Here is a 15,777-nt window from a genome sequence, read left to right on the forward strand (position 1 = left end):
GAGGGCACGATGAGGAAAACCGGTGTTGCTGCGGTCCTGGCGGCGGCCTTATTCGGCGTTATGGGATGCAGCGGCGGTTCGCCGTCGTCCGAAACCGAGACTGAAGCCAGCGGAGACCTGGTGCCCATCGAAGTGGGGGTTATTCCCATCGTCGATGTGGCCCCGATCTACCTGGGGGTGGAGCAGGGCTTCTTCGAGGACGAAGGCCTGGAACTGACCCTGACGCCTGCACAGGGCGGGGCCGCGATTGTCCCGGCAGTCACCTCGGGGCAGATGGCGTTCGGCTTCTCCAACGTGACCTCCATGATCGTGGGCAAGTCCAAGGGCCTGCCCATCCGGATGGTGGCTCCGGGCGCCAGCACCACCGGCGATGTCGATGCGGACTTCGCGTCCGTGATGACGCTTCCGGGCAGCGGGATCGAGGAAACCGCGGATCTGGCAGGCAAGAGGGTAGGCGTGAATACGCTCAACAACATTTCAGACTCCACCATTTCCGAAGCAGTGAAGCAGGCCGGCGGAGACTACGAGAGCATCGAGTTTGTCGAGATGCAGTTTCCCGACATGCCGGCCCAGCTCGACGCCGGCAACGTGGACGCCATCGCCGCAGTGGAACCCTTTGTGACCATCACCGAGGCACAGGGCGCCGTTCCGGTGTTCTCCAACTACGCGGAGCCCATCAAGGACCTCACCGTTGCCGTTTATTTCACGTCGGACCAGTACGCGCAGGAGAACCCGGAGACCATGGACAAGTTTGTCCGTGCGATGACGGCATCGCTGGAATATGCCGATTCCAATCCTGACGAGGTACGGGCCGTCCTACCGACCTACACCTCGCTGGAACCCGACGTCATTGAGCAGCTGACCCTGCCGAGGTACTACGGCGAGATCAACCAGGATTCCCTGGAGGAGGTTATGCGCATCTCGCTCGACCGCGGCCTGATCGAGGAAGAACCTGATCTGGAAGCGCTCCTGCCCCGGTCCGGCTAGGTTCAGCTGCGGTATCCGTGCACCCATTCCGCCGTGGTTCTGATTCCGCCGAACGTATAGAAATGCAGCCGGACATCGCCGTGGAGTGCCGGCGAAAGAGCCTGGCCCAGGTCCTGGATGAACCGGTCAGGACCGGCCGTGCCGAGCAGATTGGTCAGGGAAAACCCGTACTTGTGGGCAATTCCTGCCGAGGAGGCAACACCGAACCGGCGGGCGTAGCCCAGGAGGCGCTTCACGCCGGCGGGCCCGGGGACGCCGATCCGGACGGGTGCACTCACACCGCGGCTGCGGAGCTCCTCAAGCCAGGTGAGGACGGGAGCGACGTCGAAGCCGAACTGCGTGGTGATCGAAGCCTCCAGTCCGCTCTGGTCCAGCGCGGAGATTTTGTCTTCCAGAGCCGCCCAGAGGGTGTCAGTATCAATGTCCGGATGTCCTTCGGGATAGCCGCTGATGCTTACGGCGCGGACCCCGTGCCCTGGGAGCATTCCGCTGCGGATCACGGACAGCGCGTCCGGAAAAGGGCCCAGCGGGGAGACCGGGTCTCCGCCGACCACAAAGAGCTCACGCGTGGCGTCGGCTTCCTCGAGCGCCGCCAGGAACTTGCCGAGGTCTTCCCGGGACTCCAGCCGCCGCGCGGAAATATGCGGAACGGGAACGAACCCGCCGGCCCGGACCGCCGCAGCAGCGGCGACGCGCATCGGAAGGTCCTCATTCCCCAGGAAGGTCACGTTGATCCGCGTCCCCGCGGGGATGGAAGGCTGCGCTTCCTGGAGTGCGCCGATGTCCTTGCCTGTCATCTCGAGCGAGAAGCCTGTGAGGAGCCGAGCGGGGGCGGAGGACGTTTCCGTGGGATCTGGAGTCATGCGCGTTACCCTAGCGACCGCTGAAACCGGTGTCCATGGTTCCGCTCGCGGGGCTTACGGCAGCATCCACTCGAGGACGGGAGTGGACTGCAGATAAACCAGGATGCACAGGGCCAGGAGCAGCAGCACGCTCCAGCCGATCACTTTGCGCAGCAGCACCGATTCCTGCCCGCTCATATTCACGGCGGCCGCACCGATGGCCAGATTCTGCGGGCTGATCAGCTTGCCCATCACGCCGCCTCCGGTGTTGGCGGCAACCATGAGCTGGGGATCCAGCCCGGCTTCAATTCCGGCTGTCTGCTGCAGCTTGGCGAACAGGGCGTTGGCGGAGGTATCCGAACCGGTGACGGCCGTACCGATCCAGCCGAGCACGGGGGAGAGGAAGGCAAAGAAGCCGCCGGTGGCAGCCAGCCAGGTACCGATGGACACGGTCTGCCCGGAAAAGTTCATTACGTACGCCAGGGCCAGCACCCCAAGGATGGTCAGCGCCGCGGAACGCATCCGCACCGCCGTCGTCCAGATCTCCCGCACCGCCGCCCCCACGGTCAGCGGATACCGCCCGTTTTCATTGAAGCGCGAGTAGACCAGGGCGACTATCAGGCCCGTGACCAGCAGCAGCGTACCTGGGCTGATCAGCCATTCGAAGGAATAGATCGTGGAGGACTGGGTCTGGCCGTTGCTGTCCAGCAGGGCCTCGTGCAGCACCGGCCACGGGATTTCTATGTTGGTCTTCGCGAGTGCTTCGGGCACGTCGATGCCCAGCGTCCACAGGTTCACGAAACCGAAAATGACGATGACCGCCACGTATGGGAACAACGCCATCCATGCCCGGGACGGGGTCAGCCGATCCTCAGCGGTGTCATCCGCCGAGGTCAGGACGTCCGACGCCGCACCGGAGCCCGACGGCGTCCAGCCGTCCGCCCGTGCCTGCGCCAGTTCCGCTTTCATCCGCTGGCCGGCCTCGCCTCCGTTGCGTGGATGCCAGAAGCGCAGGAACCCCACGGCGGCCAGCAAGGCCACGAGGGAGGCCACGATATCGGTGAGTTCGTAGGAGAAATAGTTTGAGCAAAGGAACTGGAAGATGGAGAAAACGACGCCGGTGAACAGGGCAATGGGCCAGCAGTCCCGCAGGCCGCGCCGTCCGTCCAGGATAAACAGCAGGATCAGCGGCACAAACAGGGCCAGCACCGGTGTCTGCCGTCCCACTACGGCACCGATCTCGTCGCCGGTGTAGTTGGTCAGGTTGGCTGCGGTGGTGATGGGAATGGCAAGGGCGCCAAAGGCCACCGGGGCGGTGTTGGCCACCAGCACCGCCGTGGCCGCACGGATCGGGGCGATGCCCAGGGCCAGCAGCATGGTTACGGTAATGGCCACCGGGGCGCCAAATCCGGCGAGGGCCTCCAGCAGCCCGCCGAAGCAGAAGGCCACGAGGATGGCCTGCACCCTCAGGTCTCCGCCGCCGATCGCGTCGAAGACCCTTCGCAGGTCCTCGAACCGGCCGCTGAGCACTGTCACCTGGTACAGCCAGACTGCCATCACGATGATCCAGACCACCGGGAACAGCCCGAAGGCCGCGCCCTGCGTGGCGGAGAGCAGCGCCAGCCCAACAGGCATGCCGAAGCCAAAGACCCCGACGGCGAGGGCCACCAGCAGTGCCCACGCTCCGGCTACATACGCCCGCGTCTTGGCGAAGGCCAGCAGGAAGAAAAACGTCAGCAGTGGAAGCAGGGCCACCAGCGCAGACAGGGCAACACTGTTGAGGACGGGATTGGTGCTCGGGGTGAAGCTGTCCATAAAGACCTCCGCGTCGAGCCGGGAGACGGCTTCAACGGATGGAGCTTCCCAGCCGGGCCGGAAGACCGGCTCAACCGGGGAAGCGCTGGAACAAGCGTTCATTCAAGCGTACGGCGGTGTATCCGGCTGGTAACCCCCGGCAGGCATCTGCGGGCCTCGCCCCGGGCAGGAAACTACGCCGAAACTCCTGCGTCACTGCGCTCGCGGTGGTGGCGGACATAACCGGTCACGGCCACCGCAATCGAGATAACGGCCGAGATGGTCAATCCCAGCCACAGCCCGACCTGCAGGGCAGCAGCGCCGGCTACCGCTCCAAGCAGAATCAGGGCGATCGCGAGGGCACGGCGGACCCAGTGCTTGCTGTCTCCGCCGGCCAGGCGCGAATCCGAGGCGAGCCCCGTGATGGTTGAGGTCACCACCACTGTGGTGATCTCAGCGACCTTCAACCGCTTGGCGGTCGCGGCCTGGATGCCCATCGAGATGGCGAGAGCCGACGTCGTGATGCTGCCCAAAATCGAATTGTCCTGTACATCCACCACCGCCGTGAGGACGGCCAATGCGGTGATGACACCGGCGACCACCATCAGCGAGAGAGTGGTCCGCCCGGACCAGCCCTCCGGCCCCCTGCGCAGCATCCGTCCGGCCAGGGCCGCACCCAGCATAAAGAAGATCAGCGCAAGGACAGGGCGCAGGATCGGCAGGTCGGCACCGCCGTCGGCAAAGGCCATGCCCAGCAGCACCACGTTGCCCGTCATATTTCCGGTGAAGACCCGGTCCAGGCCCAGGTAGCCGACGGCGTCGATCACCCCGGTGGAGAAGGTCAGGGCCAGCATCAGCCACAGATGGACCCGTTCGGTCGGTACGGCGTTGAGTCGTTTCACTGGCCGAATTTCTCCTTAACAATTTACCCGTTCGTCATAGATGTATACGAAGCTGTGGTTGTAGTTTCGATTGTATTCAAAATTTCTCCAGGCAAGGAACGCCATGGCACCTCCACTGCGTATCAACCCGACCGCCCGCCGTCCCCGCGTGCCCCGGCGCCTGGCCGCGGCGGCGCTGCTGATGCTGGCCGTCACCGGGTGCCGGCCGGTCCAGGCCCTGGAACCGGCACCGGAACGGACCAACGTGCCGGCCGCCGTCATCGGAGACCGGGAGATTGTCGAGGGCGGTGATCTGGTCATGGCGCTGTCCGCGGAGCCGGACCGCCTGGATCCCACCACGTCCTCCTCGCTCTACACGCGCTACGTGATGCAGACCATGTGCCAGAAGCTCTACGACATCGACGCGGAAGGCGAACTGGTGCCGCAGCTGGCCACGGCGCTGCCCGAGGTGTCCGACGACGGTCTCACCGTCACCATCCCGCTGCGGGACGACGCGGTGTTTGCCGACGGTACCCCGTTCAATGCCGCCGCTGTCGAGTCCACCCTGGAACGGCACCTGACCATGACCGGGTCTACCCGCAAGGGCGAGCTGGGACCGATCTCCGGCATCACCGCAGTGGATAACACCCATGTGCAGGTCAGCTACGAAAAGCCGTTCGCCCCGCTGACGGCGGCTCTCGCCGACCGCGCCGGCATGATGCTCTCGCCCCGGGCCGTCGCGGAGAACGGCGACCGGTTCGGCGACCATCCGGTGTGTGTGGGGCCGTTCAAGTTCGTTGAACGCGTGCCGCAGACCTCCATCCGGGTGGAACGGGACCCGCTGTACTACGACGCCGGTAACGTCCATCTGGACAGCATCACCTACCGCATCATGACCGATGCGAACATCCGTGCCGCCAATCTGCGCTCCGGCGACGTCCAGGCTGCCGATACCATTTCCCCGCAGGACGTGGACGCACTCCTGCAGGAAGAGGGCATCGGGGTGTTGCAGACCTCGTCCCTGGGGTACCAGGGGCTCACCCTGAACATCGGCAACGTCAACGGGACCGGGGAGGCGCCCGGCGTCGTCGACAGCCCGCTGGCACAGAACGCGGCCGTACGGATGGCGCTGTCCATGTCCATTGACCGCGAGGCTCTGGTCAACACCGTCTTCAACAGCTGGTTCGAACCTGCCTGCTCGCCGATCTCGCCGGACAGTCCGTATTCGTCTGAGGCCAGCGAGGCCTGCCCGCCGTTCGACCCCGAAGCGGCGCGGACACTGCTGGAGGAAAGCGGCGCGCCTGTTCCGTATCCGCTGACCGTCCAGGTGACCAACAGCCCCGACACCCTGCGGTACGCCCAGGCACTGCAGGCAGCCGTGGCCGAGGGCGGCTTCGATCTGACCATCCAGCCCGTGGAGTACTCCACCCTGCTCGATGTCCAGACCCGGGGCGACTTCGAGGCCCTGCAGCTGGGCTGGTCCGGTCGGATCGACCCGCACGGCAACATGTCCAACTTCCTCACCACCCAGGCCGGCAACAACTACTCCGGCTACAGCAACCCCGTGGTGGATGACCTGCTGGTCCGGGCCGCCCAGTCCACCGACAGCAGCGAGCGGGCGGCACTTTACGGGCAGGTGGTGGCACAGGTGCAGGAAGACAACCCGATCCTCTACCTGTACCGGCAGCGCAGCCTCACCGCATACACCACCAATATTTCCGGCGTGGCCACCTATCCCGACGGCGTCGTCCGGCTCGGCAACGCCGCCTTCCTGAAAGAAGAGGACTGAGCATGCTGCGCTACCTCGGCACCCGGCTCTGGCAGTCGGCCATCACCCTGGTCCTGGCCTCCCTGGTCATTTTCATCGGCGTCCGCCAGCTCCCCGGCGATCCGGCCCTCGCCATGGCGGGGGAGGAGGCCACCCCCGAACAGGTGGAGGCCGTCCGCGAACAGCTGGGCCTGAACGAATCCCTGCTCACCCAGTACCTGAAGTTCATCGGCAACATGTTCCGCGGCGACTTCGGCGAATCCACCCGCACCGGTGCGCCGGTCACCGATCTGATCGCCACCACCCTGCCGGTTACCCTCTGGCTCTCGGCCTACGCCATTGTGGTGGCCGTGATTGTCGGCATTCTCTTCGGGGTTATTGCCGAGCGGTTCCGCGGCCGCTGGCCGGAATGGACGGCCAACGGCTTCGCCCTGGTGGGTCTGTCCGTACCGAATTTCTGGTTGGGCATCCTCGCCATCCTCTACCTGGCCGTCACGCTGGGCTGGTTCCCGGCGTCCGGGTACGTGGACGTGGCAGAGAACCCGGTCAAGGGCCTGTACTACCTCACCCTGCCGGCCCTGATCCTGGGCACCGGACTGGCCGCAGTGATCATGCGGCAGACCCGGGCCTCGATGATCGAGACCATGAGCACCGACTATGTGCGCACTGCCCGCGCCAAGGGCCTGAGCCGGGGCCGGGTGCTGATGCGCTACGGGCTGCGGAACTCACTGATCGTGGTGGTCACCATTGTCGGCCTGCAACTGGGCGGGCTGATCTCCGGGGCGGTGGTCACCGAACGGATCTTCGGGCTGCCGGGCTTCGGCAAACTCACCCTGGACGCCGTCTTCACCCGCGACTATCCGGTGATCCAGGCGGTCGTGTTGATCATCACGGTCTCCTACATTGTCATCAACCTGGCAGTGGACCTTTTGTACTCCCTGATCAATCCCCGCATCCGAGTCGGAGGAAGCAACTGATGACTGTTATCGAAACCAGTACCCCGGTGGGGTCCTCCGCGGAAGGGCTGGGCTCCGGCCGCGGCCGTGTCCTGAAGTCCCTGCTGCACAATCCGCTCGGGCTCACCGGCGGCATCCTGCTTGCGCTCGTGCTCCTGGCCGGCATCCTGGCCCCGGTGCTGGCACCGTACAGCCCCTCCCAAGTGCACTTCGAGACTCCTTTCCAGCAGCCGGGAACCGTCGGTTTCCTGCTCGGCACCGATGACCTGGGCCGCGACATCTACTCCCGGCTGCTCTTCGGCATCCAGGCCTCCCTGAAGGTGGGTGTGCTGTCCGTGGTGCTCGCCGTCGTCATCGGCACCCCGCTGGGCCTGCTGGCCGGATACTGGCGCTGGCTGGACGCGTTCATCTCCCGCATCACCGATGTCACGCTGGCCTTTCCGTTCCTGATCATCGCCGTCGGCCTTGCCGCGATCAGCGGACCCAGCCTGACCAACGCGGCCGTTGCCCTGGGCATTGCCCAGATCCCCACCATGATCCGGGTGGTCCGCGGGGAGACGCTGCGCATCAAGGAAAGCGACTTTGTCCTCGGCGCCAAGACCATGGACGCCTCCGGGCTGCGGATCATTTTCAGCCATGTCCTGCCGAACGCGGCCTCCGCCGTCATTGTGCAGGCCACTGTGATCATGCCCGTGGCCGTGATCGGCGAGGCGCTGCTCTCCTTCCTGGGCCTGGGCATCCAGCCGCCCACACCCAGCCTGGGCATCCTGCTCTCCGACGCCCAGCAGTACCTCTTCCGTTCCCCCAGCGCCGCGGTTTTCCCCGGCCTGGCAATTGCCGCCATCTGCCTGTCCTTCAACCTGTTCGGCGACGCCCTTCGGGACGCCCTCGACCCCACCAGCTCCAGCCGAAAGTGACTTCCGTGACCTACACCGAACCGAATCCGTTCACCACCCGTCCCACGCTCGAAGGCACCTTCGGCATGAGCGCGTCCACCCACTGGCTGGCCACCGCCTCCGCCCAGGCTGTGCTGGAACGCGGCGGCAACGCCTTTGACGCCGCCGTCGCCGGTGCCTTCGTGCTCCACGTGGTCGAACCGCATCTCAACGGCCCCGGCGGGGACATGACCGGCGTCTTCGCGACGGCGGACAACCCGGCAGAACCCGTGGTCCTGATGGGACAGGGACCGGCGCCCGCCGCCGCCACCCGCGAACATTACCTCGCCCAAGGACTGGAACTGGTGCCCGGAGCCGGCGCCCTGGCCGCGGCCGTGCCCGCCGCCGTTGACGCGTGGCTGCTGCTGCTGCGCGACCACGGGACCTGGGAACTCGGCGACGTCCTGGCCTTCGCCGTCGGCTACGCCCGCTACGGGCACCCGGTGGTGGGCCGCGTCGGCAGCACCATTGAATCAGTGGCCGAACTGTTCACCGAGCACTGGCCGACGTCGGCCGAGCAGTGGATGCCCGAAGGGCGGGCGCCGCGCGAAGGTGAAATCATCCGCAACGAGGCCTACGCCACGGTGCTGGACCGCCTGGTCTCGGCCGGCGCCGGCGCGGACGGCCGGGCTGAACGCATCGACGCCGCCCGGTACGAGTGGCGCGAAGGCTTTGTGGCCCGCGCCGCCGTCGCTTTCCAGTCCCTGCCGCACCGCCATTCCTCGGGCACCGACCACGCCGGAGTTATGACCATGGCGGACTTCGCCGGCTGCGCAGCGGGCTATGAACCTGCGGTCACCTTCGAGTTCCGCGGGCACACCATCGCCAAGACCGGCGCCTGGGGGCAGGGGCCGGCACTGCTGCAGACCCTGGCCATCCTGGCCGGCTTCGAGGACGAACGGCTGGACCCTTGCACCGCACTGGGCGCACACACCATCCTGGAGGCCCAGAAACTGGCCATCGCGGACCGTGAGGCCTACTACGGGGACGCGCAGGTTCCCCTGGATTACCTGCTCAGCGAGGAGTACGCCGCCCAGCGCCGTGCCCTGATCACCGACCGGGCCTCGCACGACTTCCGCCCGGGTGCCGTGCCCGGGCACACCCCCTTTGTTCCGCCGCTGCGCACCGAGTACCTGCCGCCGGCCCTCGCCGGCACGGGCAAGGGCTTCGCCGGCGTCGGTGAACCCACGGTGATGCCCACGGGTGAGACCCGCGGAGACACCTGCCACATCGACGTCGTCGACCGCTGGGGCAACATGGTCTCGGCCACCCCGTCGGGCGGCTGGCTGCAGTCCTCCCCGACCATCCCGGAACTGGGTTTCTGCCTCGGCTCCCGGCTGCAGATGACCTGGCTGGAAGACGGTGCCCCCTCCACCCTGACCCCGGGGAAGCGGCCCCGCACCACCCTGACCCCCACGCTGGTGCTCAAGGACGGCCATCCGGTAACCGCCCTGGGCTCGCCCGGCGGCGACCAGCAGGACCAGTGGCAGCTGCTGTACCTGCTGCGCACCATCGTCGGCGGCTACACCCCGCAGCAGGCGGTGGACGCTCCGGCCCTGCACACCACCTCCATTCCCGGCTCCTTCTGGCCGCGGACCTGGACACCGGGCGGAGCGGTGGTTGAAGACCGTTTGGGTCAGGAGGTGATTGCGGAGCTGGAAGCCCGCGGCCACGTGGTCACCCGGGCCGGGGACTGGGCCCTCGGCCGGCTCTCCTCCGTAGTCAGCGAACCGGAAACCGGTTTGCTCAAGGCAGCAGCAAATCCGAGGGGAGCGCAGGGCTATGCAGCAGGACGTTAAGGAAGAAGTTACCCCGCCCGCCGGAGCACGTCCGCTGCTGGCCATCCGCGATCTGGAGGTCTGCTTCGGGGATAAGGCGCAGCCGGTCCTGCACCGGATCAGTTTTGAGCTCCGGCAGGGGGAGCGGGTGGCCATTGTGGGCCAGTCCGGGTCCGGAAAATCCACCACTGTGGGGGCAGTCCTGCAGCTGCTGGCCGGCAGCGGCAGGATCACCCACGGTGCCATCCTGCTCGACGGCGTGGACCTCGCTGCCGCCGGTGAAGCCGGGATGCGGTCCATCCGCGGCCGCCGGATCGGCCTCGTTCCGCAGGATCCCATGTCCAACCTGAACCCGTCGCTGAAAGTCGGTGCGCAGATCGTGGACGCCCTGGCCGCCAACGGGCTGCCCGGCGTCGCAGACCGTTCCCGCGCCGGCATCCGGCAGCGGGCGGTCGAACTGATGACCGAAGCCGGGATCCCGGACGCGGACCGGCGCTTCGGCCAGTACCCGCACGAATTCTCCGGTGGCATGCGCCAACGGGTCCTGATCGCCATCGCCCTGGCCGGCGACCCGGACCTGATCATTGCCGATGAACCTACGTCGGCGCTGGACGTCACCGTGCAGCGCCAGATCCTCAACCATCTGCAGAAGCTCGTGGACGCCCGCGGCACCTCCCTGCTGTTCATCACGCATGACCTGGGTTTGGCAGCGGACCGCACGGACCGGATCATCGTGATGGCGGACGGCCGGATCGTGGAGCAGGGGACTCCGCGGCAAATCCTGCTGGACCCGCGCGAGGACTACACTCGGGCGCTGGTGGACGCTGCCCCGTCGGTTTCCGCTGCCCTGGCACCGGAACGCGGGCACGCGGCCGGGACCGCCGATGCAGCTGCGGGGGACACCGGCCTGCCCCTGGTGACCGTGACGAACCTGGTGAAGGAGTTCCGGCTGCGCGGCCAGCGCGGCGGTACGGTGAAGGCCCTGAACGACGTGTCCTTCACCGTCGAGCGGGGCACCACCACCGCCGTCGTCGGCGAATCCGGATCGGGTAAGACCACGGTGGCCCGGATCCTGCTGGGACTGGAAACGCCGACCAGCGGCGAGGCCCTGGTCCGCGGGGAGAGCATCACAGCCAGCCGCGGGGCGGCCCGGCGCTCGCTGCGGCGGATGGTGCAGCCGGTATTCCAGGACCCGTACGGCTCACTGGACCCCACCTTCAGCATTGAGCGGCTGATCGATGAGCCGCTGCGCATCTTCGGCATCGGCGACCGGACCTCGCGGCGGGCCCGGGTGGCGGAACTGCTGGACCAGGTGGCGCTGCCGCGCAGCATTGCCCAGCGCCGGCCGAACGAGCTATCGGGCGGGCAGCGTCAGCGGGTGGCGATCGCCCGGGCGCTGGCACCGGAACCGGAGCTGCTGATCTGCGATGAGGCCGTGTCCGCCCTGGACGTTCTAGTGCAGGACCAGATCCTGGCCCTGCTGGCAGACCTGCAGGAGAGACTGGGCCTGACCTACCTCTTCATAACCCATGACCTGGCCGTGGTCCGCCAGATTGCACATAAGGTTGTGGTTATGAAGTCCGGTTCAGTCATTGAGTGCGGCACCGCGGACCAGGTGTTCCTGGCTCCCAGTGCCCCCTATACGCAGGAGCTCCTCAGCGCGATTCCCGGAGCAGCTTTTGCCGGCTGACCAGGCGCCGGCCAGCAAACAGCGCATCCAGGACGAGATCCGCCGGGACATCATTTTCGGCCGGATTCCGCCCGGAACCCGCCTCACTGAGGCGTCCCTGGCCGAAAAGTACGGTATTTCCCGGGTGCCGGTGCGCGAAGCGCTGCGTGCGCTGGAGGCAGAGGGGTTCGTGGAATCGCGTCCCTATGCCGGGTCCACGGTTTCCGAGATCCCGGTGGACGAGGCTGATGACCTCTTTGCCGTGCGTGCAGTGGTCGAGGAGGCCGCCGCGCGCCGGGCTGCCCGGCGCGCCGCCCGGCAGTTCGCTGCGGGAGTGCCGGACGGGACATGGTGGGAAACACGGCGTGAACTGGCGCAGATTCTCGACGCCGGTGATGCGGCCATTGCCGCAGGGAACCTGGATCTTCTGCCGGACCTGAACGTGCGCTTCCACCTGGCGGTGGCGGCGCTGGCGCAGAGCCGGTCCCTGACGGCGCTGCTGCGCCAGCTCGCGGGCAAGATCGAATGGCTGTACGCCGCGGACGTGGACCACCGGGGCAAGGAGTCCTGGGGTGAGCACCGGCAGGTGATGGCTGCCATCGATGCCGGAAACGACACGCTGGCGGCGGAACTGATGGAGACCCACGTGCAGCAGTCCCGGGCCGGCTACCTGAGCCGGTTCGGCCCTTCCTGACGGGCGGGGGCATGGACCGTTCCGTTCGGGAAAGGGCGAGCCTATAGTTCTAGAGGGGGTCCCTCCTAGTGTGAGCGAGGCTTCACCATGGCCAATATCACCACCCGGCCCGTCACCAAACTCGGAATCGTGGGAGCCGGAAGCGTCGGCACCTCGCTGGCTTACGCCGCCATCATCCGGGATACGGCCCGCCGCATCGCGATTTACGACATCGACGCCGTCCGGGCCGAGGCCGAAGGGCTGGACCTGGCGCACGGCACCCAGTTCACCGGCGCCAACACGGTCACCGGCAGCGGCAATGTCGAGGACCTGGCCGGCTCCGATGTCATCGTGATCACCGCGGGTGCCCGGCAGCAGCCGGGCCAGAGCAGGCTGGACCTGGCCGGTACCAACGTGCGCATCCTGGAAAAGCTGATGCCGCAGCTGATTGCACAGGCGCCGGACGCGGTCTACATCCTGGTGACCAACCCTGCCGATGTGCTGGCCGTCGCTGCGCAGAAGATCGGCGGCCTCCCGCGCAACCGGATCTTCTCGTCCGGCACGGTGCTGGACACGTCCCGCCTGCGGCTGCTGCTGGCCCGCGAAGCGCACGTGCTGATGACCAGCGTGCACGCGACCATCATCGGCGAACACGGCGACTCCGAGTTTCCGGTGTGGTCCAATGCGAGCATCGGCCCGGTTCCCATCCGGGAGTGGGAGATCAGCGGCCGGCAGGTGTTCACCGACGAGTTCCTCGCCGCTGCCACGAACGACGTCGTCAATGCGGCCTATCAGGTGATCGAGGGCAAGGGTGCCACGAACTACGCGATCGGACTGGCCGGAGTGCGGATAGTCGAGGCAGTGTTGAATGCCGAAAACGCGGTCCTGCCGGTGGCGGCAACACTCGAGGGGGAGTACGGGATCAGCGGCGTCGCGTTGTCCCTTCCCTCCGTCGTGGGCCATAACGGCGTCTACAAGATGCTGGAGATGCCCCTGGACGACGAGGAAGCAGGGAAACTGACCGCCTCGGCTGAAACCCTGCGCAGCACGCTGGACTCCCTGGGGATCTAGCGGCACATAAAAACACGTCTATACGGCGATACCCTCCCGGGGACCGGGAGGGTATCGGTTCTACACGGGACGTGCCGGAGTCCCTAGCTGACCGCGGCAGGCTCCGGTGCCTGCGCCGGTTCCTTCGCCAACCGGGCGGCGTCGCTGAATTCGGCGTCAACCTCCGCGGAGGGCTTGTGGGTGAACAGGCTCACCACCACGGTCAGGACCACATTGATGATGAAACCGGGAACAATCTCGTACAGGGTTCCCGAAAGCGCATCCACGCTGCCCCAGATGTAGGCGGTGAGGGCGCCGGCAATCATGCCCGTCAGTGCCCCGGCGGTGCTCAGGCGGCGCCAGAACAGGGCCAGGAGGATGGTCGGTCCGAACGAAGCGCCGAATCCGGCCCAGGCGAAGCCCACCAGGTCAAGGATGGTGTCATTGCGGCCCAGCGCAATCAGGATGGAAATCACCGAGACCACCAGGACGCCGAGCCGGCCGAGCATGATCAGGGACCGCGGGGAAGCCTCCCGGCGAAGCGCAATCCGGTACAGGTCTTCCACCAGCGCCGACGACGTAACGATCAGCTGGGAGGAAATGGTGCTCATGATCGCTGCCAACACGGCGGCCAGGACAAAACCGGCCACCAGCGGGTGGAAGAAGATCTGCGCCAGGCTCAGGAAGACCGCTTCGGGCTCATCGAGGGTCAGGTTGTTCTGCTGGAAATATGCCACGCCCACCAGCGCAGTGAGGATGGCACCGACCACGCTGAACAGCATCCAGCCGACGCCGATCCGGCGGCCGGCTTTCGCATCGGCGGGGGAGCGCAGCGCCATAAAGCGGACAATGATGTGCGGCTGCCCGAAGTAGCCCAACCCCCAGGCGAGTGCGGAAATGATGCCCAGGGCAGTGCCGCCGGCAACCGGGTCCAGCAGCTCCGGGTTCACCTCGCGGAGGGAATCGGTCATGCCGCCGAAGCCGCCCACCTTGACCAGGCCAACCACGGGAACCAGCACCAGGGCTGCCACCATCATCAGGCCCTGCACCACGTCGGTGTAGCTGGCCGCGAGGAATCCGCCGAAGAGCGTGTAGGCAATCGTCACGACGGCGACAATCAGCATGCCGGTCACATAGGAGGAGCCGAAGGAGCTTTCGAAGAAGACACCGCCGGCAACCATGCCGGAGGAGACGTAGAACGTGAAGAAGACCAGGATGATCAGGCCCGAGACCACCCGCAGCAGCCGCGAACGGTCCCGAAGCCGGTTCTCCAGGAAGCTGGGTACCGTGATGGAGTTGTTCGCGACCATGGTGTAGGCGCGGAGGCGGGGTGCCACGAACTTCCAGTTCAGCCAGGCCCCGACGGTCAGGCCTACGGCAATCCAGCCTTCCACCAGTCCCGAGACGTAGATGGCGCCCGGCAGGCCCATCAGCAGCCACCCGGACATGTCCGATGCCCCGGCGCTCAGGGCGGCGACGCCGGGTTTCAGGTCCCGTCCCGCCAGCATGTAGTCATCCAGGCTGTTGGTTTTGCGGTAGGCCCACCAGCCGATCGCCAGCATGGCCAGCATATAGATCGTCATGGCGATCACTTTGTACGTCTGATCTGTCATTGCTTAGTTGCCGTTCACTAGGTGCGTGTGAGTTGTACGGCGTCCAAGTATGTCAGGAATCACATCGATGTAAGTTCGCGCAGCCGCCGGGCGTTCCGGACCGCATGCCCCTCAAGATCGTTGTTGAAGTAGGCGTACACGTCTTTGCCCGCGGAGTTCCACCCGCGGATCCGGGCCGCCCACCACTGCAGGTCTTCCTCGGTGTAGGAATCGACGTAGAGCTGCTCCGGGTTCGGTCCGTGCAGGCGGACGTACACAAACGGGGCGGTGGCGCGCAGCATGCAGGGCAGGTGCGCCCCGCTCATGACGGTGTAGGCGGCGCTGTGGCGTTCCAGCAGCCGGAAGACTTCTTCGTGATTCCAGCTGTCGTGGCGGAACTCCACCGCCACCCTGATGGTGTCGGGAAGTTTCGCCAGGAGGTAATCCAGGCGGTCGTCGTCGCGCTCCATGTCCGGGGAGAGCTGAAGCAGGAACACTCCGCTGCGGTCTCCCAATGCGGTGAAACAGCGCCCGATCCGGCCGATCCACTCATCCGGATCCCGCAGCTTCCGCCCGTGGGTGAGTCCCCGGGGAGCCTTGACCGAAAAGACGTACCCTTCCGGCAGCCGGTCCCGGTAGGCGGCAAACGCCTCCTCGCGGGGCCAGCGGTAAAAGCTGCCGTTGAACTCCACGGTGTCGAATTCACTCGCATACTTTTCCAGCCATACCCGGGCCGGCACGCCCTTGGGGTACAGCACATTGCGCCAGTGGTTGTAGGCCCAGCCCGATGTTCCGATATGGATGCTCACACCATCCAAACTAGCCGTTGGCCGTGCGGCGTTGCGGGATTGT

Annotated in this window: 13 protein-coding genes; 8 read left to right on the forward strand and 5 right to left on the reverse strand. The window is 66.4% G+C overall.

All coding sequences use genetic code 11. The features are described 5' to 3' along the window. Positions 1 to 9: 9 nt before the first annotated feature. On the forward strand, positions 10 to 987 hold the full coding sequence (locus NNX37_RS12805) for an ABC transporter substrate-binding protein (protein WP_255793132.1): 978 nt from the start codon (positions 10 to 12) through the stop codon (positions 985 to 987). A gap of 2 nt (positions 988 to 989) precedes the next feature. Here NNX37_RS12805 and NNX37_RS12810 read toward each other — a convergent pair whose 3' ends face one another. From NNX37_RS12810 to NNX37_RS12820, 3 genes are all read right to left on the reverse strand, one after another. Next, complete coding sequence (locus NNX37_RS12810; RefSeq protein ID WP_255793133.1) at positions 990 to 1,850, reverse strand: methylenetetrahydrofolate reductase; 861 nt, start codon at positions 1,848 to 1,850, stop codon at positions 990 to 992. 54 nt (positions 1,851 to 1,904) lie between these two features. Next, positions 1,905 to 3,644 carry an L-lactate permease gene (locus NNX37_RS12815; protein WP_255793528.1) on the reverse strand — a complete coding sequence of 580 codons (1,740 nt, stop codon included), beginning with the start codon at positions 3,642 to 3,644 and terminating at the stop codon, positions 1,905 to 1,907. 173 nt (positions 3,645 to 3,817) lie between these two features. After that, on the reverse strand, positions 3,818 to 4,525 hold the full coding sequence (locus NNX37_RS12820) for a YoaK family protein (protein WP_255793134.1): 708 nt from the start codon (positions 4,523 to 4,525) through the stop codon (positions 3,818 to 3,820). Between the two features lie 103 nt (positions 4,526 to 4,628). On the opposite strand from NNX37_RS12820, the gene NNX37_RS12825 reads away from it, so the two are divergent. From NNX37_RS12825 to NNX37_RS12855, 7 genes are all read left to right on the forward strand, one after another. Beyond that, positions 4,629 to 6,293, forward strand: coding sequence for an ABC transporter substrate-binding protein (locus NNX37_RS12825; RefSeq protein ID WP_255793135.1), 1,665 nt, complete (start codon positions 4,629 to 4,631; stop codon positions 6,291 to 6,293). Positions 6,294 to 6,295: 2 nt separating this feature from the next. Further along, entirely contained in the window at positions 6,296 to 7,249 is a 954-nt protein-coding gene (locus tag NNX37_RS12830; RefSeq protein ID WP_255793136.1) for an ABC transporter permease, read from the forward strand. Next, positions 7,249 to 8,145: an ABC transporter permease gene (locus NNX37_RS12835; RefSeq protein ID WP_255793137.1), complete on the forward strand. Its 897-nt coding sequence runs from the start codon at positions 7,249 to 7,251 to the stop codon at positions 8,143 to 8,145. The genes NNX37_RS12830 and NNX37_RS12835 overlap by 1 nt, the downstream gene beginning before the upstream one ends. Positions 8,146 to 8,210: 65 nt before the next feature. After that, complete coding sequence (locus tag NNX37_RS12840; protein ID WP_304659469.1) at positions 8,211 to 9,962, forward strand: gamma-glutamyltransferase family protein; 1,752 nt, start codon at positions 8,211 to 8,213, stop codon at positions 9,960 to 9,962. Next, positions 9,946 to 11,631 carry a dipeptide ABC transporter ATP-binding protein gene (locus tag NNX37_RS12845; RefSeq protein WP_255793139.1) on the forward strand — a complete coding sequence of 562 codons (1,686 nt, stop codon included), beginning with the start codon at positions 9,946 to 9,948 and terminating at the stop codon, positions 11,629 to 11,631. Before NNX37_RS12840 ends, NNX37_RS12845 begins: the two co-directional genes overlap by 17 nt. Then, entirely contained in the window at positions 11,621 to 12,304 is a 684-nt protein-coding gene (locus NNX37_RS12850; RefSeq protein WP_255793140.1) for a GntR family transcriptional regulator, read from the forward strand. Before NNX37_RS12845 ends, NNX37_RS12850 begins: the two co-directional genes overlap by 11 nt. Before the next feature lie 87 nt (positions 12,305 to 12,391). Continuing rightward, positions 12,392 to 13,354: an L-lactate dehydrogenase gene (locus NNX37_RS12855; RefSeq protein ID WP_255793141.1), complete on the forward strand. Its 963-nt coding sequence runs from the start codon at positions 12,392 to 12,394 to the stop codon at positions 13,352 to 13,354. Between the two features lie 83 nt (positions 13,355 to 13,437). On the opposite strand, the gene putP is transcribed toward NNX37_RS12855, so the two are convergent. Beyond that, complete coding sequence (putP, locus tag NNX37_RS12860) at positions 13,438 to 14,946, reverse strand: sodium/proline symporter PutP (RefSeq protein WP_255793142.1); 1,509 nt, start codon at positions 14,944 to 14,946, stop codon at positions 13,438 to 13,440. 59 nt (positions 14,947 to 15,005) lie between these two features. Beyond that, positions 15,006 to 15,734 (reverse strand): DUF72 domain-containing protein, encoded by a 729-nt coding sequence (locus tag NNX37_RS12865; RefSeq protein WP_255793143.1) that lies wholly within the window; start codon positions 15,732 to 15,734, stop codon positions 15,006 to 15,008. Between the last annotated feature and the right edge of the window lie 43 nt (positions 15,735 to 15,777).

Source organism: Arthrobacter zhaoxinii (genome assembly GCF_024385505.1).
In the GTDB taxonomy this organism is placed as follows: Bacteria; Actinomycetota; Actinomycetes; order Actinomycetales; family Micrococcaceae; genus Arthrobacter_B; species Arthrobacter_B zhaoxinii.